Raw genomic sequence first — 24,181 nt, forward strand, 5'->3', positions numbered from 1 at the left:
CAATAAATTTATCGATGAAAGGTCTTTTGAAGTTCTGTTTCACGGTTATTCTTATTTTCATAGGCAAATTGCTGCCTGCTGCAGCTGGGCCGGGCCCGCTGCAGTTTTATTTTCAGCAGTTTGATAACCGCAATGGCCTTTCCAACAGTGCCGTAAACGTAGTTTTTCAGGACAGGGACCAGCTTTTATGGGTGGGTACCTGGGATGGGTTAAACATGTACGACGGTACCGATTTCCGGGTTTTCAATTATAACGCGGAAAGTGAAGGGGGCAGCATCGGTAACAATGTTGTTCAGGATATCAAAGAAGATAAGGCAGGAAACATCTGGATCAGTACCATTGGAGGGATTACGCGCTTTGAAAAGCAGGCGGGTAAGTTTTACCGTTACTTTTATAACCAGGCAACAAAAAGAAGCATTGCAGAAAAGGAATATGAGCTGGTAATTGCTGCCGATGGAAGTGTTTATTGTTACAGCAAAACCTATGGCCTAAGCAGGTTTGAATTGCAAAAGAACCTGTTCCGGCCAATCGGACTTCCATTGGGAACCAAAAAGATCCTGAAAATAGAAAGCGGCGCAGATGGCCTGGTATGGCTTCTTCGGGATGACGGGCGGTTAATGGCCTGCAGCATGAGTGCCAGGGGTGTAAAACCGGTCAAAACCCTGGCAAATAACCACATCAGCAATTTTTTTGTGGTTAATCAAAAGCTGTTCTTCACAGATCGGAATAATGGGCTCTGGCGGCTAAACGCACAGCTTGTCCCTCAAAAGATCAGTGCCATGCGGGCGGGCGTTAAATCTATCAGCTATTACCAATCCGGTTACCTGGTTGCCTGGGAAGGGCTCGGCATTGCAGTATTCGACAGCGAATTCAGGGCATCCGGCCTGATGCAGCAAGAGGTAAAACAGCTGGCAAATACCAGGGTAACCTCTGTGGAAACAGCGAAAGATGGGGTGCTGTGGGTTGGAACGGATGGCAATGGCCTGATCAAGATCTATCCAAAAACAAATCATTTTGGTTTGCTGAACCAAAACAGCATTGCAGACCTGAACAAACCGGTCCGTGCTTTTGAGGAGGCCGAAGGGAATTTATGGGTAGCCACCAAGGGCCGGGGAATAGTGGTGCTGAACGGTTTCCTTTCGGGTGCGGGGCTTAGGGGCGCCAGGCGGGGGCTAACTACCGATATTGGCTTAGAGAACAACTCAGTCTACGCCTTAAAAAAGGGAATAGAACCCTATATCTATATTGGCACAGATGGGGAAGGCATTGGCATTTATGAGCTTCAGGCCAGGCATATGATCCGATGGCGCGATGTTGGAGGAAGTTCCGGACTTCCTTCCTTTGGCTCTGTTTATGCCATTTTGCAGGATGCGGACAGTTCGCTTTGGCTGGGTACAAGCGGGCATGGCCTTATTCACCTTAAGTTGGCCGGAAGCGGTAAAAATTTAAAAGTAAGCTATTTTAAGCAGTACCTTTCGGGCGCAGCACAGGGCCCCGCCAATGATATCATTTATGCTTTGTGTAACGATGGCAACCGGCTGTGGATAGCCTGCCGGTACGGGGGGTTAAGTGTGCTGGATAAAAAAACCGGAAAATTTAAAACCTTTAAGGCCTTTTCTTCTCCAGCAGGCCTAACCAATAACGATGTACTTTCCTTGTATAAAGACAGCCGTAAAGGTTTATGGATAGGGACCAGCTATGGCTTAAATTGGTTAAGCCAGCAGGAATCTATAAAAGACAAACCGGTATTCCGGAAGTTTACGATGCAGGAAGGCCTGCCCAACAATACCATCCATGCCATCGAAGGTACACCTTCGGGCAATATATGGGTCAGCACCAATAAAGGTCTGGCCAGGCTAAATCCGGTAAATGGGGCAATCGCCAGTTTCAGGGAAAGCGATGGTTTGCAGAGCAATGAATTCAGCGATGGCGCAGTTTGGAAATCGGCCTCAGGGGTACTTTATTTTGGCGGAATCTATGGCTTTAATTATTTCATTCCTGAAAACATTACCGGCAATAAATTGCAGCCGAATGTATTGGTTGCAGGCATTCAGATGGGCGGAAAAAACCTGGATGGCAATCGTCTGCAGGTAATAAAGACCACTCAGACGAAAATTCCAGAATATGTGCTGCCACGCAAAAGTAATTTCTTTCAGCTGAGTTTAAAACCCATGAGTTTTTTAAATGAGGCCAAGAACGAGTTCGCCTATAAATTAGAGGGGCTGGATAAATCCTGGAATTATGCAGGAGTTGTAGGGAACATTGTGTACAATAATGTACCTCCTGGAAATTACACCATGCAGGTAAAATGGAGCAATGGCGAGGGGGTCTGGACTGAAGGCAGCAGTGTATTTAAGTTACATGTAGAACAATATTTCTGGCTCACCTATCAGGCCATGCTGGCTTATCTTTTTATTGTTATCGCCTCGGGGTATGCCTTTCATCTGTACAGAAAAAATAAGCTGCAGATGAAATACCAGTTGCAGATGGAGCATTTGCTAAGACAAAAAGACGAAGAAGAACATCAGCAGCGGCTGAATTTCTTTACCAATATAGCCCATGAGATCCAGACACCTTTAACTATGATCATGGGCTCGGTTGAACATTACCTGCGCAGTAAAAGGACAGAGCTTCTGAAGAACCGGGAAAGCAATTATTTCATTTCTATTGTGCACCAGCATACGGCAAGGCTTACTTATCTGGTACAGCAGCTGCTGGAATTCAGGAAGGCCGAAGCGGGGTACCTGCAAAAGAATGATGATTATGTAGACATCAGTAAGATGCTGAACAGCCTGTCTGAACTGTTTGTTCCCTTAAGTAAGCGGAACCAGCAGCAGTACACAAGGGAGGTACAGGGAGGGATTGCTGGTTTCGTGGACAAGGATAAATTTGAGAAGATATTATTTAACCTGTTGTCCAACGCTTTCAAACATTCGGGGCAGCAAGAGCGGATTTGTTTTTCGGCAACATACCGTCCTGAGGAAAGCATGCTCGAAGTAGCGGTCTCGAACTCCGGATGCAGTTTGAAAAAGGAACACCTGGACAAGATCTTCCATAAATTCTATGTAAGCAATGAACAGCAGACAGAAAAGTTCAGTACCGGTATAGGGCTGGCCTTTACCCGCGAGCTGGTTACGTTAATGGGTGCTGAAATTACAGTAGAACTGGAAGAGGATGTGATTACCTTTAAGGTTAGGGTAAAGCTGGCTGCTGCAGAGAATAAAGATGCCAAAGTGATTACCTCTGCGCCCTCGTCCTTGTACGAATCGCTGGTAGAGGTATATGAACGGCCGGAGCTTGTTCCGGCAGAGGAGGAAAATAAAAACAGTCTGATAGACAACCTGCAGCAGGCGCAAAAACCAAGTATTCTGCTGGTAGAAGACGAACCCGAGCTGCGGTACCTGATCAGGAACGTGCTGAAAGAGCAGTATGTGATTTACGAGGCCGGCACCGGACTGGAAGCGCTTAGTTTTTTAAATAAAACCATCCCCAGCCTCATTGTCAGTGACGTAATGATGCCCGACATGAACGGCCTTGAACTTTGCCGTACAGTTAAGCAGACGCCCGCAATGGCGCAGATCCCCTTTGTCATTCTATCCGCCCGTGGTTCTGAAGACCATAAAACCGAAGGCTACGAACTGGGCGCAGATGCCTATATCCCGAAGCCTTTCCAGATCAATTACCTTCATGTACGCATCCGTAAACTGCTGGACAACCAGGCCCGGATGGACAGCCTGATCAAAGATCAGCACATTACCAATCAGTTTGTGGATGCTGATATTGCCGAAACAGACAAGAAGTTTCTGGAAGCACTGCTGAAGGTCATTGAAAATAATTTAAGTGAGCCGGACCTGAACGCGGCTACACTGGAGGATGCCTTGTCCATCAGCAAAATGCAGCTGTACAGAAGACTGAAGTCCCTTGCCGGAATGACCCCCGCTGAATTTATCAAGAGGATCCGGCTGAAACATGCTGCTGACATGCTGATTGCTTCCCAATACACGGTGTCTGAAATCTTTTACCGCACAGGTTTCAATAACAAATCTTATTTCTTCAGGGAATTCAAAAAGATTTACCGCTGTGCACCAAACGAGTACCGGCAGCAGCAATACGAGGCAAATACTGCCGATTTGTAACTATAGTGAACTAAAATGTAACTATAGTGCACTCTTCCGGGTTATGTACTGTATAAATTTGATTCAACCAAATATATCACAGATGAAAAGAAATCTACACTTCTCTCTGGGTCTGGTACTTTTAATGGTACTGTCAGGATTTACGGTCCTGGCCCAGGTAAAACTAAGCGGAAAGGTTACAGATGAAAACAACCAGCCTTTACCTGGAGTTATTGTCCAGCAGCTCAATACGCAGAATAAGACCGCTACCGATGTTAACGGCGCCTATGTCATTACGCTCGAAGCTGCGGGCGGAAAAGCGCTGGTGTTTAGCTATGTGGGCTATACTCCTGTAACCCTGCCCTACACCGGTAATGCGGTGTTGAATGCGGGCATGAAGCCCAGTGCTTCTGATCTGGATGAGGTTGTGGTAGTGGGTTACACCAGTCAGAAAAAATCCTCCCTTACCGGTGCTATAGGAACCGTTAATATGGCCGAGGCCGATAAACGCCGGGTACCAGATGTGGCCCAGGTTTTACAGGGCCAGGTGGCTGGGGTGCAGGTAACCCAAAGTACAGGGGCCCCTGGCGATCCGATTAATATCCGGATTCGCGGAGAAGGCACAATTGGTAACAACAGTCCGCTGTTTATTGTGGACGGGGTACCTTCCAAAGACATATCTTTCCTGAATCCTTCAGATATCAAGTCTATGACCGTGCTTAAAGATGCATCTGCAGCGGCCATATACGGATCAAGGGCATCTGCAGGAGTGGTGGTCATTACCACAAATCAGGGCGTTGCCGGAAAATCGAGGATTGACTTTAATTATTTTAACGGGATTCAGAAGGCTACCAATTTGCCGCAAATGCTCAATGCCACACAGTATTTAAATAAACAGGAAGAAGCCTGGGTCAATGCCGGAAATACAGGCACAAATCCATATACTACCGCAAAATCAAGAACAAACCTGGCGAATACAGACTGGCTGGATGAGTTGTTTGAGACCGGACATTCGCAGAGTGCACAACTGTCTGTTAGCGGGGGCTCTGAGAAAGTACAGTATTTGCTGGCCGGAGGCTTTTACAAGCAGAACGGCATTGTGGTGTATAACAATGACGAATATAAGCGGATTAACTTTAGGGCCAATATCAATGCCAACGTTACTGAGCGGTTTAAACTGGGCACCAATTTCCAGCTCTCCAATGAAAGCCAGGATGCGCTTTCTTCAAAAGGAGATGCCCCCGGTATCATCCGGCATGCCTTTTTACGGCCGCCGGTATTGAGTGTCTATAAAGACCCTTCCGACCCTACATGGTCTGCCGACGATCCTTTTACCGATTTGCCTTTTTACCTGAACAACAACCAGGTAAACGGCTGGGATAAGAATTTTGAATTGAGTCAGAACCCGATCGCGCTGGCCTATTTCAGTAATGACAAGCGGAGCAACTTCCGGACTTTTGGAAACGTATACGGAGAATACGCTTTACTGGCAGACCAGTCTCTAAAATTTCGTACAAACCTGGGTGTAGATCTGCTGTTCCGGCACAACAAACAATTTCTTAAAAATTTTGGCGACGATGACGGGCAAGGGGCAAAAGACGATTCCGGAAATTTTATTGATCCCGGAGCTGGCAGGCAGAACCGCCCGAACGGTTTAAATGAGGAAAGGGGACAGCAAACGAATTTTACCTGGAACAATACCCTGGCTTATGACAAAACCATCAATCAACATCAGATTAGCGCACTGATAGGTTCAGAATACATCAGTAATAAATCTGATGCCATTTCAGCTTCCAGGCGCAGGTATGATTATACCATGGATACATTTCAGTATATAGATTTCGGCGGTACAAGCAGAGACCTGTACAATGGTGGTTCCGGGGCCGAAAGTTCCTTGTTCTCCTTGTTTGGTTCTGCCACCTATTCTTATGGCAACAGGTATTTTGTTACCGGTAATTTAAGGGCTGATGCTTCGTCAAGGTTTGGGGAAAATCACAAATGGGGATATTTCCCCTCTGTATCTGTGGGCTGGAAAATCTCTCAGGAGGGTTTCATGAAAGATGCGGAGTGGATCTCTGATTTAAAACTGAGGGCCAGTTATGGTCAGCTGGGCAACCAGGAAATTGGAGACTATACTTATTTGACCTTAATCCGCAAAGATGGGGAAGAATATAAGACAGACCGTTATGGTAACCCAGACCTGAAATGGGAAACTACCACACAAACCAACATCGGACTTGATTTGGGCCTTATCAAAAACAGCCTGTACCTGTCTGCAGATTACTTTCATAAAGTGACCTCAGGGATATTGCTTCCCTTACAGCTACCCTCGCTGGTTGGCGATGTAAAACCTACAAATGTTAATGCAGGCGAAGTTCAGAACAATGGATTTGAACTTGGCTTAACCTATACCAATCAGCAGCATGAGTTTAAATATAGCATCAATGGTAACATCGCAACATTAAAAAATAAAGTGCTCAAGTTACATCCTAACCTTTCACTGATCGGGAGCCTTCAAAGTCCGTTCAGAACTGTAGTAGGTGAGTCTTTAAACTCATTTTACGGGTACAAAATGATTGGCATCTATCAAAATGCTGCCGAAGTTGCCAGCCACTTACACGGCACGCCAGGTTATACAGAAAAGCCAGGCGATATTAAATTCGCAGATCTGGATGGAAACGGTGTGATCAATGATAACGATAAGCAATTTATTGGCAGCAATATACCAGATCTCACTTATGGCTTAACTTTTTCAGGCTCATACAAAGGATTTGATCTGTCTGTCCTGTTACAGGGCGTTGAAGGTATCGATAAATATAACCAGCTGAAACAGATTATTGATTACGACAGCAGGCCTTTTAACCACACCACCGCAGTGCTCGAAAGCTGGCATGGAGAGGGGACTTCCAATACGGTTCCGCGTTTAACCCTTGGTAAAAATGGAGGAGATAAAGTGTCGAGCGTATTTGTAGAAAATGCATCCTACTTCCGGATTAAGAACATTGAACTGGGTTATTCATTTGGCCCTATTGTCAAAAAAATGAACATCGGCGTACAAAACATCAGGTTGTATGTTTCCGGGCAAAACCTGTATACCCGCACCAAATACAGCGGATTGGATCCTGAAACAGTAGATGCACAGGATTTCGGGACCTATCCCCAATCCAGGGCATTTTTGTTCGGTGTAAACGTAAACTTCTAATCAAATCATATGAAAACGATATATATATCATTTGTAACTGCCCTGATCATTATGGCTGCGGGCTGCAAAAAGGAACTTTATAAAGACCCGATCGGATTGATTACTCCAGAACAGGTGAGTACAGATCCTACCGCAAATACAATCCTGTCTTCGGTAAACTCTTCTTATAAAATGCTTTCCAATACCCTTAACCTTTTAGGGACCTGGAATTGGGACAATGGCGTGGTTTTTAGGAATGATTTTATTGTTCAGGACATTGCCTCTGATGACGCCATGAAAAAATGGGCTTCAGATGGAGATCAGGCCTGGATGGATGATGTGGACAATTTTAGCTTCACCAGCTCCAATCAGGCTTTTAACGGGATCTGGAGCTATGATTATGAAGGCATAGCCCGGGCAAACAGGGCCTTGTTTTATTTAACAGACGATGCCCTTGTTGCCAAAACCGGTATCAATGCAGCATTGAGAAGCCGTTTATTAGGAGAAGCCTATTTTTTAAGGGCATACTATTACTTTGACCTGGTCAATAACTTTGGGGATGTGCCTATGGTGTTAAAACCCTTAACCAGCTTTAACGAGGCTTATGATGTTGCCGTTAGGGTTCCCAAAGCACAGGTATGGGCACAGATCTCGTCAGATCTTGCTGCTGCAAAAGGAAGCCTGCCAGCGGGCAAGTTTTCTGATGCCACAGACAAATGGCGGGTTTCTAAAGGCGCAGTAATTGCTTTACAAGCTAAAGTAGCTTTGTTTAACGAGAAGTATGCAGAGGTAATTACACTGGTTAATGAATTGCAGACTTTAGGCTTTTACAGCCTCAATGCCAATTATTTCGATAGCTTTGATCAAACCAAAGAGTTTGCCGATAACGAGGTGATCTTTGCGTATAACCATACCTCCGGACAGACACCGGGCAATGGAAACGGTTATTGTGCACCTCTGGGTTGGGGCTTTTTTGCACCAACACCAAACTTTATCGCAGCTTTTGAGGCGAATGATCCAAGATTGGGGTATACTGTCGATGTGCCCAATCAAAGGATTTATAAACTGCTGGGCGAGAAAACCGGTGCAAATAAGGGCAATGACGATGCACCGAATAATAAGATCTATATCCGTTATGCGGATGTGCTGCTGTGGAAAGCAGAGGCCTTAAATGAAACCAACGACCAGCCAGGCGCCATTGCCATTATCAACCAGGTAAGAACAAGGGCCAGAACATCGCCAACCCTTACCGGCGCACCGGTTCCGGCCGGAACACTTCCTAACCGTCCGGCAAGTACGGATAAAGCGCAGGTAAAAACCTGGCTGATGCAGGAGCGGAGAGTGGAGCTTGGCCTGGAAGGTGAGCGCTTCCTCGATCTAAAACGATGGAAAACAGCCAAGGCGGTACTAACCGCACAAGGCAAAAATTTTCAGGACAGAAGTTACCTGTATCCAATCCCTCAGGGCGAAGTGAGCAAGACCAATGGGGTCATCACCCAAAACCTGGATTATTAGTTAACTGTTAATCCATAGAATTTAAAAACAGCTGACTATGAAAGACCTGGCACAAAGATTTGTACAAAACCCATTGTTATCACCAAAAGATTTAAAGCCAAGCAGGCAGGGGCTGGAAATTACCTGCCTGCTCAACCCCGGCGTGTTTACGTTTGATGGTAAGACCTGGCTCCTTGTTCGGGTAGCCGAGCGGCCACAGCAGCAGGAAGGGCTCATCTCTTTCCCGGTGCTGAAAGGGGATGGCATAGAGATCATCGAAATTTCGGCCAATGATTCCGACCTGAAAGCAGACGATCCGCGGGTAATCCATTATAAAGACAAAGATTATTTAACCACACTGTCGCACCTCAGGCTGCTTTGCAGTGAGGATGGCACCCGGTTTTATGAGCCGGAAGGCTATGCCTATTTACAGGGGCAAACTTTTCAGGAGGCTTTCGGAATTGAAGACTGCCGGGTAACTTTTCTTGATGGTGTTTACCACCTTACCTATACGGCGGTATCAGAGCTGGGTGTGGGTGTGGGCCTGCGTACCACAACAGACTGGAAAAATTTCAAACAAGAGGGGATGATCATTCCGCCGCACAATAAAGACTGCGCCATCTTTGAAGAAAAGATCAATGGAAAGTTTTATGCCCTGCACCGTCCAAGCAGTGTAGATATTGGGGGTAATTACATCTGGATCGCCGAATCGCCCGATGGCATACATTGGGGCCGGCACAGGTGTATCATTACTACCCGTAGAAACAGTTGGGACAGTGCAAGGGTAGGTGCAGGCGCTGCCCCTATAAAAACAGATAAGGGCTGGCTGGAGATTTATCATGGCGCCAATACCGCACATCAATATTGCCTGGGGGCATTTCTGATGGATTTAAATGATCCAGGCATTGTACTGGCCAGATCGGAAGAGCCCATCATGAAACCGCTGGAAAATTACGAGCTCAGTGGTTTTTTTGGCCATGTGGTGTTTACCAATGGCCATGTAACCAATGGAGATGAACTTACTATTTATTATGGGGCTGCAGATGAGTTTGTATGCGGCGCTAAATTTTCCATAGCTGAAATCCTGGCTTCCTTAACCTACCATCATGATCAATAAACTAAAATCTGAAATTGCGCATTTTAAGGCCCAGTCACACAATTTCAAGGTACTTACCTTAACCAATCTTATCTACAGCATTGTGCTGCCGGTAATAGATATTTTTGTGGCCGCCTATGTAATGCGGAGCTCCAATGATCCGGTAAAGGTGGTGGTATACCAGCTTACCATTTATACCGGTATCCCGCTAACTTTTCTGATCAATGGATGGCTGTTGAACCGCTTTCCGATTAAAGTGCTGTATTCCCTGGGGATGGTACTCAGTGCTGTTTCCATGATGATCATGATGTCGTTGACCACGCTTGACATTACCGGTATCGGTATTGCCGGTATTGTGATGGGGATGTCTTTTGGGTTTTACTGGGCCAACCGGGATTTCCTTGCGCTGGCTACCACCAACGATGGAAACCGCAATTATTATTATGGCCTGGAGACTTTTTTCTATACCATCATTGCCGTGGTCATACCGGTTATGATTGGCTGGTTCATTGAAGGGCTTGCCGGTACGGGTGATGCCAAGTTGGCCTATAAAATTGTGACCGGTATTGTGTTTGTCATTACCCTTGCCGCTTCCTTCATGTGTTTTACCGGCAAGTTTGTAAATCCCATTGCCAAGCGGTTCATCTACTTTAAGTTTAACCCTTACTGGTACCGGCTCATGTTTCTGGCGGTGTTAAAGGGGCTTGTACAAGGTTTCCTGGTTACCGCACCAGCCATGCTCATTATGCTTTTGCTGGGTAAAGAAGGTGCGCTGGGTACGGCACAATCGGTAGGGGCTGTATTTGCCGCTGTGCTGATGTATATCATTGGCCGTAAAACGGGCCCGGAGCACCGGGTTTATGTATTTGGTATAGGACTGGTACTGTTTACCATTGCTGCCCTTATTAACGGCATCCTGTTTAACGAAACCGGCGTAATCCTGTTCATGCTATTCCTGTTGCTGGCCAAACCTTTGCTAGACCTGGCCTATTTCCCGATACAGTTCAGTGTAATCGATATCCTTACCAAAAAAGAGAAACGGAGCGAATTTGCCTATATCCTTAACCACGAAGCCGGCCTGTATGTGGGCAGGCTAACAGGGGCAGGTACCTTTTTGCTGCTTGCTTACAGCTTTTCCAATGAAATTGCCTTAAGGTACGCCATTATTATAGTTGCCGTATTGCAGCTCAGTTCTTACTGGGTGGCAAAGGGCATCATTAAAAAAGGAAAAATTATGAACCAGGAACTGGAGCTTGACGAGCGGAGCCTTGCCGAAACCGCCAATCCTGCCCAGTCTGTAGTTTAACTGATATATTTAGAACCAACCAATGAACATGAAATTTAAGCTGTTTGCACCATTTACACTTCTGCTCCTTTTTATTGTTACACTTAGCTTTGCACAGGTTAAACAGGTTGATATTAACCGCGTAAACGATATGGCCGGGCTGCCTCAGCCCTTACAGATTATAGACTGGAAGGCCATGGCCCTTAATTTTGACCGCACCGTATACGATTTTAATGCAAAGGGCAGGTACTGGCCTATGGTGTGGATAGACAGCACAGGCAAAAATTTTAACCAGCCTGTTGTGGGCATGTACACCGCCATTGGCGATGTGCGGCAGGGCCTGCAGCACAATAAGGGGATGTTTCATGAAGCGCTGGCCAATATGGGTGCTGTATTGGGTGCTACACTGGTTGGCTTAGATAAGAGCCGGCAACAGGGCCGTAATTATGTGGGCATGCTGAAAAACTATTTCAATAAAGATACCGGCTGGGACATCATGATGAACAACACTGCCCCAGAGGTGGCCCTGCTGGGCGGCGGCTATGGGCGAGACTGGTGGTACGATGTATACCCGAACGTGCTTTTTTATGCCATTTACGATAAGTACCCTGCCGAACCGGGATTTGAACAAATGGCCAGGAGCATAGCCGAGAAGTTTTTCAAAGCAGATTCTATCCTGAACGGCAATTACCACTATTCTTATTTTGATTACGGGAAGATGAAACCCATGACCAACCAGATCTGTGCGCAGCCAGATGCGGCAGCCGGCCATGCCTATGTGCTGTATGCCGCCTATAAGAAATTTGGCGATCCACGTTACCTTAAAGGGGCAATAAATGCCATGAAAGCGTTGGAAAGCCAGCCCGTAAACCCAACCTACGAGTTGCTGATGCCCTTTGGGGCTTACCTGGCCGCCCGCATGAATGCAGAGCAGGGCACCACTTTTGATACGGCCAAAATGCTGGACTGGACTTTTGATGGAACTGCAATTTGCCGCGAAGGCTGGGGGTTTCTAGTGGGCAAATGGAACGGTTTCGACATTTCGGGTACTGTAGGCAGTACGGTAGATCACGGAGGCTATGCTTTTTTAATGAATACCTTTGATGCGGCATGGCCACTGGTGCCTATGGTAAAGTACCAGCCGCAATACGCCAATGCCATCGGCAAATGGATGCTGAATGCGGTAAATGCATCCAGGCTTTTTTACCCCCAATATATGCCGGCGGCCCATCAAACTATACCGGAGCTGGCCGAAGTTACCAAAGGCGTAATTGCCTACGAGGGCTTTGCCAAGGCCTCTACATTTGACACACTTTACCAGTCGTTAAAGGCGCCGGTTGCGCAGGGCGATGGCCCGAAATGGGTACCGGGTAAAAACCCGGAGGTATCGCAGTTTAGCGTTTATGGCAGTGCCCATGTGGGTATTTTTGGCGGTATGGTAAAAGAAACTGAAGTAAAAGGTTTGCTTCGCCTGGATTTACGCGCTACAGATTTTTATGCGCAGAATGCCTACCCAACCTATTTGTTTTATAATCCTTACCCAACTGTTAAAGCAATCGGGTTCAGCTCAACTTTGGGCAAAGGCAAAAAAACAGATGTTTATGACCTGGTTTCACAGCGTTTTATTGCACGTAACGTAAGTGCTACTACAAAAGTTGCTGTTCCTGCATCCGGATCGGTAGTGCTGGTATGTGTGCCGGCTGGTGCTAAAACAGTTGTAAAGAACGGGCAGCTGCATGCAGCAGGAGTAGTTGTAGATTATCATTATAAAAAGTAATTATTCCGTATGTTTGCCTGCATGTCAGCAAACAAGCCGCATATTGCAATTATAGGTCTGGGTTATGTGGGGCTCCCCCTTGCCATTGAATTTGCAAAGCAATACCAGGTGCTGGGTTTCGATATCGATACGGCGCGGGTCAATGAACTTAAAGCCTGTAAAGACCGCACCAAAGAAGCCGATCTGAATGCCTTAGGCAAAGTATTGGACCAGGGGCTAAGGCTTTCCTCAGATAAGCAAGACCTGGCTGCCTGTAATGTTTATATAGTAACCGTGCCTACGCCTATAGATCAGTTCAAGGCACCCGACCTTAAACCCCTGCTCGGGGCTTCCGAAATGCTGGCGGCCTATCTGGCAAAGGGCGATATCGTGATTTATGAATCTACGGTTTACCCGGGCTGTACCGAGGAAGACTGCGTGCCTGTGCTCGAAAAATACTCCGGACTAAAATACAATACAGATTTTTACTGCGGCTATTCCCCCGAGCGGATCAACCCGGGCGATAAGGTCAATACGCTTACCAAAATCATTAAAGTTACCGCAGGTTCAACACCCGAAGTGGCCGATTGGATTGACAGCTTGTACGGCAGCATCATTACAGCGGGTACTCATAAAGCACCCAGCATCAAAGTGGCAGAAGCTTCAAAGGCTATAGAAAATGCGCAGCGCGATGCCAACATTTCTTTTGTAAATGAACTGGCCCTGATATTTGATAAACTGGATATAGATACCGCAGATGTAATTGCTGCCGCGGGCACCAAATGGAATTTTTTAAAATACAAACCAGGCCTGGTTGGCGGGCATTGCATCGGTGTAGATCCTTATTACCTTGCCCATAAATCCAATGCCCTGGGCTATACACCGCAGGTCATCCTTTCGGGCCGTAGGGTAAACGAGAACATGGGCGTTTTTGTGGCCAGCAAAGTGGTTAAAATGATGATCGCCAGCGGTTCGCCGGTAAAAGGCGAGCAGGCGCTAATCCTGGGCTTCGCTTTCAAAGAAAACTGCCCAGACATCAGAAATACGAGGGTAATAGACATTTATACCGAGCTGCAGCAGTTTGGCATGCAGGTAGATGTGTATGACCCATGGGCAAATGCAGATGAAGTTGCGCTGGAATATGGCATTACCCTTAAACCGGCCTTAACAGGCTTTAACTATAAGGCTATTGTAATTGCGGTAGCTCACAATGAGTTCCTGGAACTCGATTATGCAAAGTATAAAGCAAACGGTGCCATTATTTTTGACACCAAATCTTTTATAGACCGTAGGTTTGCGGATGCCAGGCTGTAAGAAAAATTAAAAATTCCGTATGTTTACGGCTTAATTAAGAATTTAAAATTGATGAAAGTTGCGTTAATAACCGGTGTTACAGGACAGGATGGAGCATATTTAGCTGAGTTTCTACTCAAAAAAGGATATTTTGTACATGGTTTAAAAAGACGGGCCTCATCATTCAATACCGATCGTATAGATCACCTGTATCACGACCAGCATGAGCAGGGCGTTAAGTTTAAGCTGCATTACGGCGATCTTACCGATTCTACCAACCTGATCCGTATTATCCAGGAAATACAGCCAGACGAAATTTATAACCTTGCGGCCATGAGCCACGTGCATGTCAGTTTTGAAATGCCCGAATATACGGCCAATGCCGATGGCATAGGTACATTAAGGCTGCTGGAAGCCATCAGGATTTTAGGATTGGAAGCTAAAACTAAAGTTTACCAGGCTTCCACATCCGAGCTGTACGGGCTGGTACAGGCTGTTCCGCAAAGCGAAACCACACCTTTTTACCCTCGTTCGCCTTATGCTGCGGCCAAGCTGTATGCTTACTGGATCACCGTAAACTACCGCGAGGCTTACAACATGTACGCCTGCAATGGCATTTTGTTTAACCATGAAAGCCCGCTAAGGGGAGAAACCTTTGTTACCCGTAAAATTACACGTGCTGCGGCTAAAATTGCCCTGGGCCTGCAAAACTGCCTGTACCTGGGCAACCTGTCGGCACAGCGAGACTGGGGCCATGCCAAAGATTACATCGAGGCCATGTGGCTCATCCTACAGCAGGAAAAGGCCGAAGATTTTGTAATTGCTACAGGCATAACCACTACCGTAAGGGATTTTGTGAAGATGAGCTTTGCAGAACTGGGGATAGAGGTAGAATTTAGCGGTAAAGACCAGTACGAGCGTGGTGTGATCATCGATGTAGACCAGGAAACTGTGGCCAGACTGGGCTTAAACGATACCAATCTTAAGCCTGGCACTGTTGTAGTACAGGTAGACGAGAAATACTATCGCCCTACAGAAGTAGACCTGTTACTGGGCGACCCAACCAAGGCCAATACCAAGCTGGGCTGGAAACCAAAGTACGACTTACCTGCACTGGTAAAAGACATGGTACAGTCAGACCTGCACCTCATGAAAAAAGACGAGTACCTGAAACAGGGCGGTTATAAAACCCTTAATTATTTCGAATAAGCTGCCACCTCTTTATCCTTTTTCTCTTTCCTGTATTTGGCCAGGTTAATGAGCAATACACTGGCCAGGATAACCACCAGGCCTATAATCTGTATAAAGGTTACCCTTTCGCTGGTAAACAACACACTCAGTAATACGGCAACCACCGGGTTAACGTAGGCATAAGTGCTTACCTGTGTTGCCGGGCGTACGCTCAACAACCATACATAAGCACTAAATGCGGCTATAGAGCCAAAAATCACCAGGTAGCCTACCGATAGCCAGGCATCGGCCGATACATTTTGCCAGTTAAAAGTTTCAGCTTCTGAGTTCAGGAATATGCCCGGTATAAAGGCCAGGCCTGCAGCCAGCATCTGCCAGGAAGTCGTTACCGACACGGAAACGGTATCTGTTGAATTGTATTTTGAATATAAAGAACCTGCTGCCCAGCCAATAGGGGCAAGCAACAGCAACACAATACCTATAATCTGCGTGCTGCCCTGATTGCTGCTGAGCGTATGCGACAGCTGCTCGGCAAACAACAGGATTACACCTATAAACCCTACAATAAGCCCCATAATGGTAGATTTGCTGCGCAGGTTTTCGCCCCATTTGGGTTTATCCAGCACCACAAACCACATCGCTGCAGATGATACCAGGATGGCCACCAGGCCGCTGGGGATAGACTGCTCTACCCATATCACCAGGCCATTACCTACCCCCAGCATCAGTATACCGGCAATAACGGCATGCTTAATGCTTTTCTTGTCAATGATCTTTTCACCTTTCAGGGTACACCAGCCCAGCAGCAATATACCGGCTGCCAAAAAGCGGAAGGCACCCAATATAAAGGGAGGAAAACCCGCCAGGGCTTTCTGGATAAAGAAATAGGTAGAACCCCATACGATATAGACTACGGCGAAGGCAATAATCACCATCAAAGGGGAGGCTTTTTTGTTCAATTGTGAGGGCATGACTTATGTTTTTGGATGAAGTATAATCAGGAATACAAAAGTATGTAAAATCTTAATCCTCAGCAGCCCGAATATTGCTATCTTGCTGCTTAATTTAAAATAATACGCTCATATGATTATTATTATACAATGCAAAGACCAGGTAGGCCTGGTAGCCGATATTTCCAGGATTTTGTCAGAGGCCCGGCTCAATATCATCTCCATGCGCGAGCATGTAGATAAAGCGGAAAACCGTTTTTTCATGCGTTTAGAGGTCGATGGCCTTGCCGATGAGGTGCTTTTGGAGGCAGAAATGAAAGCCGTATTGCCCGATGGGGCCATTATCCAGGTAAACCCGGTTCCGGATAAAAGGATTGTGGTCATGGTAACCAAAGAATACCATTGCCTGGCCGATATCCTGATCAGGAACAGCTTTGGTACCTTAGGGGCCAGTGTGCTGTGTGTAATCGGGAACCACGATGTACTCAAGAAGATCTGCGACCGCTTTGACATCCCATTTTTCCTGATCCCCTATCACGAAGACAAGGCAGTGTCTGAACAGGAGATCATAGCCAAAATCCAGGCCTATAATCCTGATTACATTGTGCTGGCTAAGTTTATGCGTATCCTGTCACCGGCTTTTGTGGCCAATTTCCCCAACAGGGTCATCAATATACACCACTCCTTTTTACCTGCCTTTGCCGGGGCCAACCCTTACAAGCAGGCTTTTGAAAGGGGCGTAAAGCTAATTGGTGCTACAGCCCATTTTGTAACCGACGATCTGGATGAAGGGCCAATCATTGCCCAGCAAATCATCCCGGTAAACCATTCCTATACTGCTGCCGATATGGTAAAATCGGGCAAGGAGATTGAAACTGCTGTGCTGGCCAAAGCCTTAAGACTGGTGCTGAACGACAGGGTATTTGTATACCGGAACAAAACAGTAGTATTTGAGTAGGTTCAATTTTCAGTGATTTGGCGATCATGATCACCAAAAAAGTATTAATTTGGTGATTACGATCACTAAAAAAGGTTATATTTGGTGATTAGCATTTTCGATTATGATTGAAAGAACACTACAGGCTACCTTGAAGAAAAGGGTTGATTATAAGAAAGCGATAATTTTATTAGGGCCCCGCCAGGTTGGAAAAACTACACTGATCTCAGAAATAGCGGCAGATTTGAATCCTGATTATATTTATATAAATGGAGATGATCCTGCTACTCGTTTGTCCTGGGCTAATCCGAGTCAGGCTTTCATTAACAACTATATTGGCAATGCCAAAGTTGTGGTGATTGATGAGGCGCAAAGACTTGAAAATATAGGCTTAAGCGCCAAGATGATTATTGACGCCAAGAAGGATATTCAGCTTTTTATATCGGGATCATCAGCATTGGAAATAGCAAATAATATAAACGAACCTTTGACAGGACGTAAATGGGAGTATCGGCTATATCCCTTTTCCTGGAAAGAGTTAAAAGAATCTTTTTCTTTCCCCCAGGTTGAATCGAGACTAGAAAATTTTTTGATCACTGGGATGTATCCTGACGTAATAACGAATCCTGGGGATGCAGTTGAAATTCTTAACAACCTGGCCGGTAGTTATCTGTATAAAGATATTTTGGAATCTGGGGGTGTACGCAGACCTGATGTATTATTAAAACTCCTGCAAGCTTTGGCCTGGCAGGTGGGTAATGAAGTTTCTTATAATGAACTAGCCCAAACAGTAGGTGCAGATAAGGTGACAATAAGCAGTTACATTGATCTGTTGGAAAAGTCCTTCGTGGTTTTCAGGCTTAATCCTTTTTCCAGAAATCTTCGTAACGAAATCAGCAGCACAAGAAAGATCTATTTTTACGATAATGGGGTTCGCAATACCATTATCAATAATTTCGCCCCAATATCAGAACGAAATGATGTAGGGGCTCTTTGGGAGAATTTTATCATTAGCGAGAGAAAGAAACAGCTTTCTTACAACGGTTTTTATGGTAATACTTTTTTTTGGCGTAACACCGCACAAGCTGAAATAGATTATATGGAGGAGCAGGATGGTAAAATATCTGTTTACGAAATCAAATGGAATCCAAAGGTTAAGGTAAAGTTTCCCAAAGCATACCTGGAAACTTATCAACCAAATCTCATAAGTGTTATCAACAGAAACAATTACTGGGAATTTTTGGGCTAATTATGAACCAGCTGGTAAACTTGCTGCATAAACTGCGCTTCATATAGCGCCTGGAAAAACTCATACCATTCGGCGCGGGTAAATACCATGCTGATGTCTGGGTAGGGGGTGGCCAGTATCACCACTTCAGTCCCATCAGGTGCATGTTCCAGGTAATCGTCAAATTTCAGGTTTTCTGTTGCCCGTATAAAGGCGTGGAACTGCTCAAACGAAAAGCTAATGAGGGTACTTTTGTTCCAGATGTTGATCATTTTGCAATTCAGGCATTGCGTTACCGATACATCTCCTTTTTTACTGATTACTGTTGGCTTGCACATAGATAAAGATTTGACTCAATTTAGAATTGTTCTAAACTGAGTCAAATCTAATCAAACTGCTTCAACTTACAAATTATTTTGAATAATTCTAAATAACAGCATTGTTATTTTATCATTGCCGCATATTTCTCGCGGTTTTCTACAATTACCCATAGGTGTACGGCCAGCAGCGGCGCTACAATGGCAAAGCCCGATGGTGCATACATGGCATTGGTTAATACAATCCCTACCATTACCGGGAAAAGGATAATGGCGCCCAGGGCCCTGGTTTTGCTAGGAATAAAAAGCAGACCGCCAAGAACTTCGGCCAGCCCTACCAGGGGCATCAGCCATTCTATCTGCATGGCCGCCCCCATTACTTTCATCAGGTCTGCCGGCATGTCTTTAGGGGCTGGCATGTAGTTAAAAAATTTGTTTAATCCGGCGTTAATAAACATCAGCCCAAAAAGCAGGCTCAGTACAAAGAGGATTTTCTGTTTCATTTATTTAGTTTTAAGGGTTTATTGCTTGCACTAGTGTACTATTAAAGTTAATTAACTTTTCCTAAATACATGCTGTCGCTAATTTTTTTCCTGTCGGCCGCAATAAAGGCAATGTATACCTCCATATGGGCTGTTAACAGCGCTGGCTGTAAGGGCAATACATCAGCACCTTTTATCCTGCTGGCACCAGCCAGCACATATACCGCCTTTTGCAGTTCCGGAAAATAGGCAAGCAGCATCACCTGGTCTGTTGTTTCGGGCCATTCTGTACCTTGCTGTACTTCCCAGGTAAAATTAAGTCCCTGTGGGCCGGGGCTTACAGCTGCATTAAGCGGCGGGCATAAGCTCCCTTGCGTAAGCAGCACCTTTTCATAATCAATGCTAATGCCATCAGCGCAGTTGCCTTGCAAGGCATATTTTTTGTTGTAGCCCAGGGCCAGGTTAAAGGCGTTTTTGCCGGTGTTAATGGCTTTTAAAGCAAAACCCAGGCTTATAAATTCAAGAACCGGCTTTAAAAACTTATTGATGGCCGCCATCTCTGCATGGGTCTGTTTTTGTTTTTCTGTTGGAGGTTTGGTTGTTTTACCTATGGTACGTGTTACCTGTTTGCCATTTATGGTATAAAATACCAGGTTGCCCACTTTACCTTTTATATGGCCTGTCAGGCCGTTTTTCATGATTCTTCATTATTAATATTAGTTTAGGCGGTATACGCAATAACGGTATACCTGGGTTATAAGCAAATAATTGCATAACTTTGGTTTGGTTGAGTTGATAAATTGTTGTTGACTAATAACTTTTTTATGCCGGTCTTGTACCGGCAAAGGTTGGCTCAATCATCTGCCGGATCGTGCTTGAGACCACTTTCCGGCTTATTATTTTGCCCCTATATTTTTCCTCTTCTTTCTTGTTCCTTTAGCGCGTTTGGTTTTGTTCCTCCTATTGTTTAATTACTTAATCTTATTATCTGGTAAGAGTTGGTTAGGCTCTTTGATGATTCATATTGGTTATTTTGATACGATGATCTGTTTTCCTTCTATTTTGAATTTCACCTTCATAATCTGCAGTATCCGTAAGGCTTCTGATGCTTTGCTGTTTCGGTTTATGCCTCCTGTAAACCTTTCATCTGGTATCCCGTTAGGGTATATTACCTCAACATCATACCATCTGGCCAGTTGTTTCATTACCTCTTCCAGGCTGGTATTGTTAAACCGGAATTTTCCGCTTTTCCAGGCGGTGGCATTAGGGTCGGCTTCGCCGACGGTTATTTTTTCATTCCCTGTTACAACAGCCTGTTGGTTAGGTTTAAGAACAGTACCTGAATAAGTTATTGCTCGTGTGTCAGATGTTTTAGGTAGGGGGGTAGTAGAAGTTACCGCTACAGAGCCTTCTAGCAAAGTAGTCCTGATCGGTTCGCCTTTATACGCACTAATGTTAAAGTGTGTACCCAATACCTCTACAACCTGCCCATTGCTTTCTACAATAAAAGGGAGCCGTTGGGGGCCTTTTCCATTCCTGGCCGGAGAGAATACCCTGGCTACTTCAAAATATCCTTCACCGGTTAACTTTACAATTCTTTGGAGTTTATTCCTATAATTTGAGAAAAACTCCAATTTACTATCAGCGTTTAACCAAACTTTTGTACCATCTTGCAAAATTATGGAGTAAGTTCCACCTTTTGGGGTGGCAAGCGTTAACACGCTTGCGTCATCTCGACCTCGCGCGTCATCTCGACTGTTAGGGAGAGATCTCTTGTCTGTGCTATTCAAGAGATCTCTCGCTGCGCTCGAGATGACGGTACCATCGTTATAGGATAGCGTAGAAGCTTTAACATCTATTCCGGTTTTAGCTTCGCTTAAGTTTATGGTGTTACCATTGCTGGTTAAGGTAGCGTGGTTGCCGCCGGGGGCAATGTCGTTTTTAACCCACTGGTCATTGCCAGGAGCTTTTCGCAACCAGGCAAGCTCATTGGTATAAAACCAGGTGCCCATGGCTATGCCTGCAACCGCCGCAGCTATGCCAATGCGTGGCCATAATTTGCTACGTTTGCTAACCGGCTTAGGCTGGTTAATATAATTTGCCAGCCAGGTCTCCATTTCCTGCTGCATACTTTCCTGCGTTGCAGGGTCTAATGGCAGGTCTTGTTTATGGTGCTGGTCAAAAAAAGCATAATACCTGTCAATAAAGGCTGTTTCAGCTGCGGTAGCAGTACCTTCCTCATACTTCTGCATCATTTTTAACAAGTCTGGCCGTGTGGTATATCTGTTCATGCTGTATGCTTAATAAAGCCCCTTTGTATGTATGTACCATAAGGCACAAAAACTCCCAAAAAAAAATTGAAATAATTTAATTTATAAACCCCGCTACAATTACAACTGTAAGCAAATGTGCCATTCTGGCCCTTAAAGCTGTATTAACGGTATTGATCTGGTTTTGTACTGTTTTTTGCGAAATGCCCAGCCGCTCGGCTATTTCACTGGTAGAAATCCCCTCGGTATAATACAGCACAAAAATCTCTTTCCTTTTACGGGGCAGGGTATCAATATACAACTGCAGCAGCTTAACAATTTCTTTTTCCAGTAAAGGGTCATCTACCTGTATGGGCGAACTGATCAGTTCATCAAAGCTTTCCAGCAGCTCACATTGCCTGGGCCTGCGGCTTACATATTTTATAACCTGGAACTTTACTGCCGTATGCAGGTAAGCAGCAATGTTGTTCACCTGGTTTTGCAGCCTGTGGTCCCAAAGCATTGCAAATACATTCTGCACAATGTCCTGGCACTGCTCTTTGTCGCGTAGCCTCCGGTATGCACCCTGGTAAACCTCGGGCCAGTACTTGCGGTAAATTTCGGTAAACGCAGTTTGGTCACCCTGCTGTAGCAAGCTGGTCAGTTCCTGGTCGGTAAATGAACTATAAGCAGTCATAGTATGGTACCCCGTTATATAAAGATACTAAAAAAATTATCGCAATGGTATAAAGAAAAATATATTCGCTGGTAAAAAACTTTTAAAAATATGCCGATAGTGTAAGGTTAACACTCAGAATTTGAGCTGTCAAATGTATTTTTGAGTAGGTTTGGGGCTGTTTTCGAGTCTGATCGTTTAGACTAAAAAATAAATATCTCATTTTCTGTGGTTGCTCAGGTGTTAAGCCCATAAATTTACCATGCTTACTAATTGAAACAGGAATAAAATAAATCATGTTTCACTTTAGTGAAACTTTAACCATATTTGTATGGTTAATAAAAAGAAAACAATAGTATTCTACAAAGATCATTTTGAGCAGTTCTTTATAAAGCAACGGGATAAAGTAAAGGACAAGATTATTTGGACTATCCAACTCATTGAGGAACTGGATAGGGTTCCTGAAAATTACTTAAAGCATTTGGAGAATACTGATGGGCTATTTGAAATACGTGTTCAGCAGGGGAGTGATATTTTTAGAATATTTTGCTTCTTTGACCAGGGTAGCCTGGTTGTGCTCATGAATGGTTTTCAGAAAAAGACCCAGAAAGCACCCAAACAAGAAATAGAAAAGGCAATTCAGATAAAAAAAGAGTATGAAAACAGGTAAACCAGATACAATAAGCTTGGAGCAGTTTAAAGATAAACATTACGGCAAAGCAGGCACTGAAAAACGAATGGTACTTGAAGCTGGTTATGAAAATTTCAAGATCGGGGCACTCATACATGAAGCCCGGTTAGAAAAGGGTTTAACACAGCAGCAATTGGCAGACAAAACAGGTACAACCAAATCTTATATTTCCAAAATTGAGAACAACATAAAAGAAGTCCGGTTTTCAACGCTGCAGAAAATTGTAGAAATTGGATTGGGAGGCCATTTGGAACTTTCAATCAAGCTCTGATATAAAATCCTTGGTGATTTGTCAGATCATTTACCTGAAAATTTACCACCTATGGCCGTAAGGGCTGAAAAAGCCCATACAGCAACAGGTGGTTCTTGCAGCGAGTGTGCCAAAACATAATTATTAAAGAAGTTGAATTACTACTGGGAAGGACTACTCCTATGGGAACAGAAGAATATTTATTAGACAAATTCAAGAAAGAGGGCAGAGAAGAAGGACGCCATGCCGAGGCTCTGGAAATTGCAGCTGAAATGAAAAAAGATAAGTTCTTGATCGAAACAATTTCGAAACTTACCAAACTTTCAATAGAAGAGATCAAGGCGCTATAGTGCAACATGCAGCGGGTACATCACAGCCCGCGCGACTTTCCTACACCAGCATTTTGAATTCATACATCTTAAAAAAACGACGTGCCGGGGCAATTTTTTAGCCCCGACTTTTTTTATGTATTCAGGTTTTTTTGGTTCGGTCGGTTCTTTTTTATGCCTTAAAAGTAGTTTAAAAGCGGTTTTATACTCTGAAAAAATTATTTTAAAATATTTTCAGAAAAATAACAAAGGGCAAACTGGTTGCCCTTACTATTCTTAGTATTGGAAGGTTGTTCAGGCAATAAATGAACAGCAGGTATTATGAGAATAGTTTTAACGCAGATCGAAACCACTTATGATTTGGAACTCCTGGAACAGCAGTTTTACACAGAACTGGGTATCGCTATCCGTAGCTACAGGAGGTCAAAGAATTTGTCGCAGGATTACATGGCCAAAAAGCTGAATATTTCGCAGACTGCCTATAGTAAAATGGAAGCCGGGAAGTCTGGTTTTTCTGCCTTCAGGCTAAGGCATATTTTTAAACTTTTAGGTATAGATCCGCGCATCATAATCGCACCCATTTTAGAGGGCTGAGCTGAATTGTCATGAAAATATTCCTCCTGGTTATATTTTATAACCTGGGGTTCTTCTTTAGTACTGG

Annotated in this window: 20 protein-coding genes; 14 read left to right on the forward strand and 6 right to left on the reverse strand. The window is 44.8% G+C overall.

Annotated features, from left to right (window positions below; all coding sequences use genetic code 11):
- Positions 1 to 14: 14 nt before the first annotated feature.
- From B9A91_RS12520 to gmd, 8 genes are all read left to right on the forward strand, one after another.
- Positions 15 to 4,136 carry a hybrid sensor histidine kinase/response regulator transcription factor gene (locus tag B9A91_RS12520; protein ID WP_084239699.1) on the forward strand — a complete coding sequence of 1,374 codons (4,122 nt, stop codon included), beginning with the start codon at positions 15 to 17 and terminating at the stop codon, positions 4,134 to 4,136.
- Between the two features lie 82 nt (positions 4,137 to 4,218).
- The gene (locus B9A91_RS12525) at positions 4,219 to 7,317 is read left to right on the forward strand and encodes a SusC/RagA family TonB-linked outer membrane protein (protein ID WP_084238993.1); all 3,099 of its coding nucleotides are present in this window, start codon (positions 4,219 to 4,221) and stop codon (positions 7,315 to 7,317) included.
- A 9-nt stretch (positions 7,318 to 7,326) separates the two neighbouring features.
- Positions 7,327 to 8,811: a RagB/SusD family nutrient uptake outer membrane protein gene (locus tag B9A91_RS12530; protein ID WP_084238996.1), complete on the forward strand. Its 1,485-nt coding sequence runs from the start codon at positions 7,327 to 7,329 to the stop codon at positions 8,809 to 8,811.
- A gap of 37 nt (positions 8,812 to 8,848) precedes the next feature.
- Positions 8,849 to 9,907, forward strand: coding sequence for a glycoside hydrolase family 130 protein (locus tag B9A91_RS12535; protein WP_084238998.1), 1,059 nt, complete (start codon positions 8,849 to 8,851; stop codon positions 9,905 to 9,907).
- Positions 9,897 to 11,192 carry an MFS transporter gene (locus B9A91_RS12540; protein WP_084239000.1) on the forward strand — a complete coding sequence of 432 codons (1,296 nt, stop codon included), beginning with the start codon at positions 9,897 to 9,899 and terminating at the stop codon, positions 11,190 to 11,192. Before B9A91_RS12535 ends, B9A91_RS12540 begins: the two co-directional genes overlap by 11 nt.
- 28 nt (positions 11,193 to 11,220) lie before the next feature.
- Positions 11,221 to 12,948, forward strand: coding sequence for a hypothetical protein (locus B9A91_RS12545; RefSeq protein ID WP_235012543.1), 1,728 nt, complete (start codon positions 11,221 to 11,223; stop codon positions 12,946 to 12,948).
- A 21-nt stretch (positions 12,949 to 12,969) separates the two neighbouring features.
- Positions 12,970 to 14,241 (forward strand): nucleotide sugar dehydrogenase, encoded by a 1,272-nt coding sequence (locus B9A91_RS12550; RefSeq protein ID WP_084239700.1) that lies wholly within the window; start codon positions 12,970 to 12,972, stop codon positions 14,239 to 14,241.
- A gap of 51 nt (positions 14,242 to 14,292) precedes the next feature.
- Positions 14,293 to 15,429 (forward strand): GDP-mannose 4,6-dehydratase, encoded by a 1,137-nt coding sequence (gmd, locus tag B9A91_RS12555; RefSeq protein ID WP_084239004.1) that lies wholly within the window; start codon positions 14,293 to 14,295, stop codon positions 15,427 to 15,429.
- On the opposite strand, the gene B9A91_RS12560 is transcribed toward gmd, so the two are convergent.
- Entirely contained in the window at positions 15,417 to 16,382 is a 966-nt protein-coding gene (locus B9A91_RS12560) for an EamA family transporter (RefSeq protein ID WP_084239007.1), read from the reverse strand. The two genes, gmd and B9A91_RS12560, sit on opposite strands and share 13 nt — an antisense overlap.
- A 112-nt stretch (positions 16,383 to 16,494) precedes the next feature.
- On the opposite strand from B9A91_RS12560, the gene purU reads away from it, so the two are divergent.
- Together purU and B9A91_RS12570 are read left to right on the forward strand one after the other, a co-directional pair.
- Positions 16,495 to 17,319, forward strand: coding sequence for a formyltetrahydrofolate deformylase (purU, locus tag B9A91_RS12565; protein WP_084239009.1), 825 nt, complete (start codon positions 16,495 to 16,497; stop codon positions 17,317 to 17,319).
- A 103-nt stretch (positions 17,320 to 17,422) separates the two neighbouring features.
- A complete protein-coding gene (locus B9A91_RS12570) occupies positions 17,423 to 18,547 on the forward strand; it encodes an ATP-binding protein (protein ID WP_084239012.1) in 1,125 nt (374 codons plus the stop codon).
- Here B9A91_RS12570 and B9A91_RS12575 read toward each other — a convergent pair.
- The 5 genes from B9A91_RS12575 to B9A91_RS12595 all read right to left on the reverse strand — a co-directional run bounded on the left by B9A91_RS12575 (position 18,544) and on the right by B9A91_RS12595 (position 22,271).
- Entirely contained in the window at positions 18,544 to 18,864 is a 321-nt protein-coding gene (locus B9A91_RS12575; protein ID WP_084239014.1) for a hypothetical protein, read from the reverse strand. The two genes, B9A91_RS12570 and B9A91_RS12575, sit on opposite strands and share 4 nt — an antisense overlap.
- 104 nt (positions 18,865 to 18,968) lie before the next feature.
- Positions 18,969 to 19,346: a DoxX family membrane protein gene (locus B9A91_RS12580; protein WP_084239016.1), complete on the reverse strand. Its 378-nt coding sequence runs from the start codon at positions 19,344 to 19,346 to the stop codon at positions 18,969 to 18,971.
- 47 nt (positions 19,347 to 19,393) lie between these two features.
- Positions 19,394 to 20,023, reverse strand: coding sequence for a DUF6266 family protein (locus tag B9A91_RS12585; RefSeq protein WP_084239019.1), 630 nt, complete (start codon positions 20,021 to 20,023; stop codon positions 19,394 to 19,396).
- Between the two features lie 330 nt (positions 20,024 to 20,353).
- A complete protein-coding gene (locus B9A91_RS12590) occupies positions 20,354 to 21,616 on the reverse strand; it encodes a FecR family protein (protein WP_084239021.1) in 1,263 nt (420 codons plus the stop codon).
- A gap of 76 nt (positions 21,617 to 21,692) precedes the next feature.
- Positions 21,693 to 22,271: an RNA polymerase sigma factor gene (locus B9A91_RS12595; protein WP_084239023.1), complete on the reverse strand. Its 579-nt coding sequence runs from the start codon at positions 22,269 to 22,271 to the stop codon at positions 21,693 to 21,695.
- Between the two features lie 310 nt (positions 22,272 to 22,581).
- Here B9A91_RS12595 and B9A91_RS12600 point away from each other — a divergent pair, with 310 nt between their 5' ends.
- The 4 genes from B9A91_RS12600 to B9A91_RS12610 all read left to right on the forward strand — a co-directional run bounded on the left by B9A91_RS12600 (position 22,582) and on the right by B9A91_RS12610 (position 24,114).
- Positions 22,582 to 22,920, forward strand: a complete 339-nt coding sequence (locus tag B9A91_RS12600) for a type II toxin-antitoxin system RelE/ParE family toxin (RefSeq protein WP_084239025.1) — start codon at positions 22,582 to 22,584, stop codon at positions 22,918 to 22,920.
- Positions 22,907 to 23,212, forward strand: coding sequence for a helix-turn-helix domain-containing protein (locus B9A91_RS12605; protein WP_084239027.1), 306 nt, complete (start codon positions 22,907 to 22,909; stop codon positions 23,210 to 23,212). Before B9A91_RS12600 ends, B9A91_RS12605 begins: the two co-directional genes overlap by 14 nt.
- Before the next feature lie 161 nt (positions 23,213 to 23,373).
- A complete protein-coding gene (locus B9A91_RS24245) occupies positions 23,374 to 23,541 on the forward strand; it encodes a hypothetical protein (protein WP_200815637.1) in 168 nt (55 codons plus the stop codon).
- 300 nt (positions 23,542 to 23,841) lie between these two features.
- Entirely contained in the window at positions 23,842 to 24,114 is a 273-nt protein-coding gene (locus tag B9A91_RS12610; protein ID WP_084239029.1) for a helix-turn-helix domain-containing protein, read from the forward strand.
- The last annotated feature ends 67 nt before the right edge of the window (positions 24,115 to 24,181 follow it).

The sequence above is a fragment of the Pedobacter africanus genome (assembly GCF_900176535.1).
Lineage (GTDB): Bacteria > Bacteroidota > Bacteroidia > Sphingobacteriales > Sphingobacteriaceae > Pedobacter > Pedobacter africanus.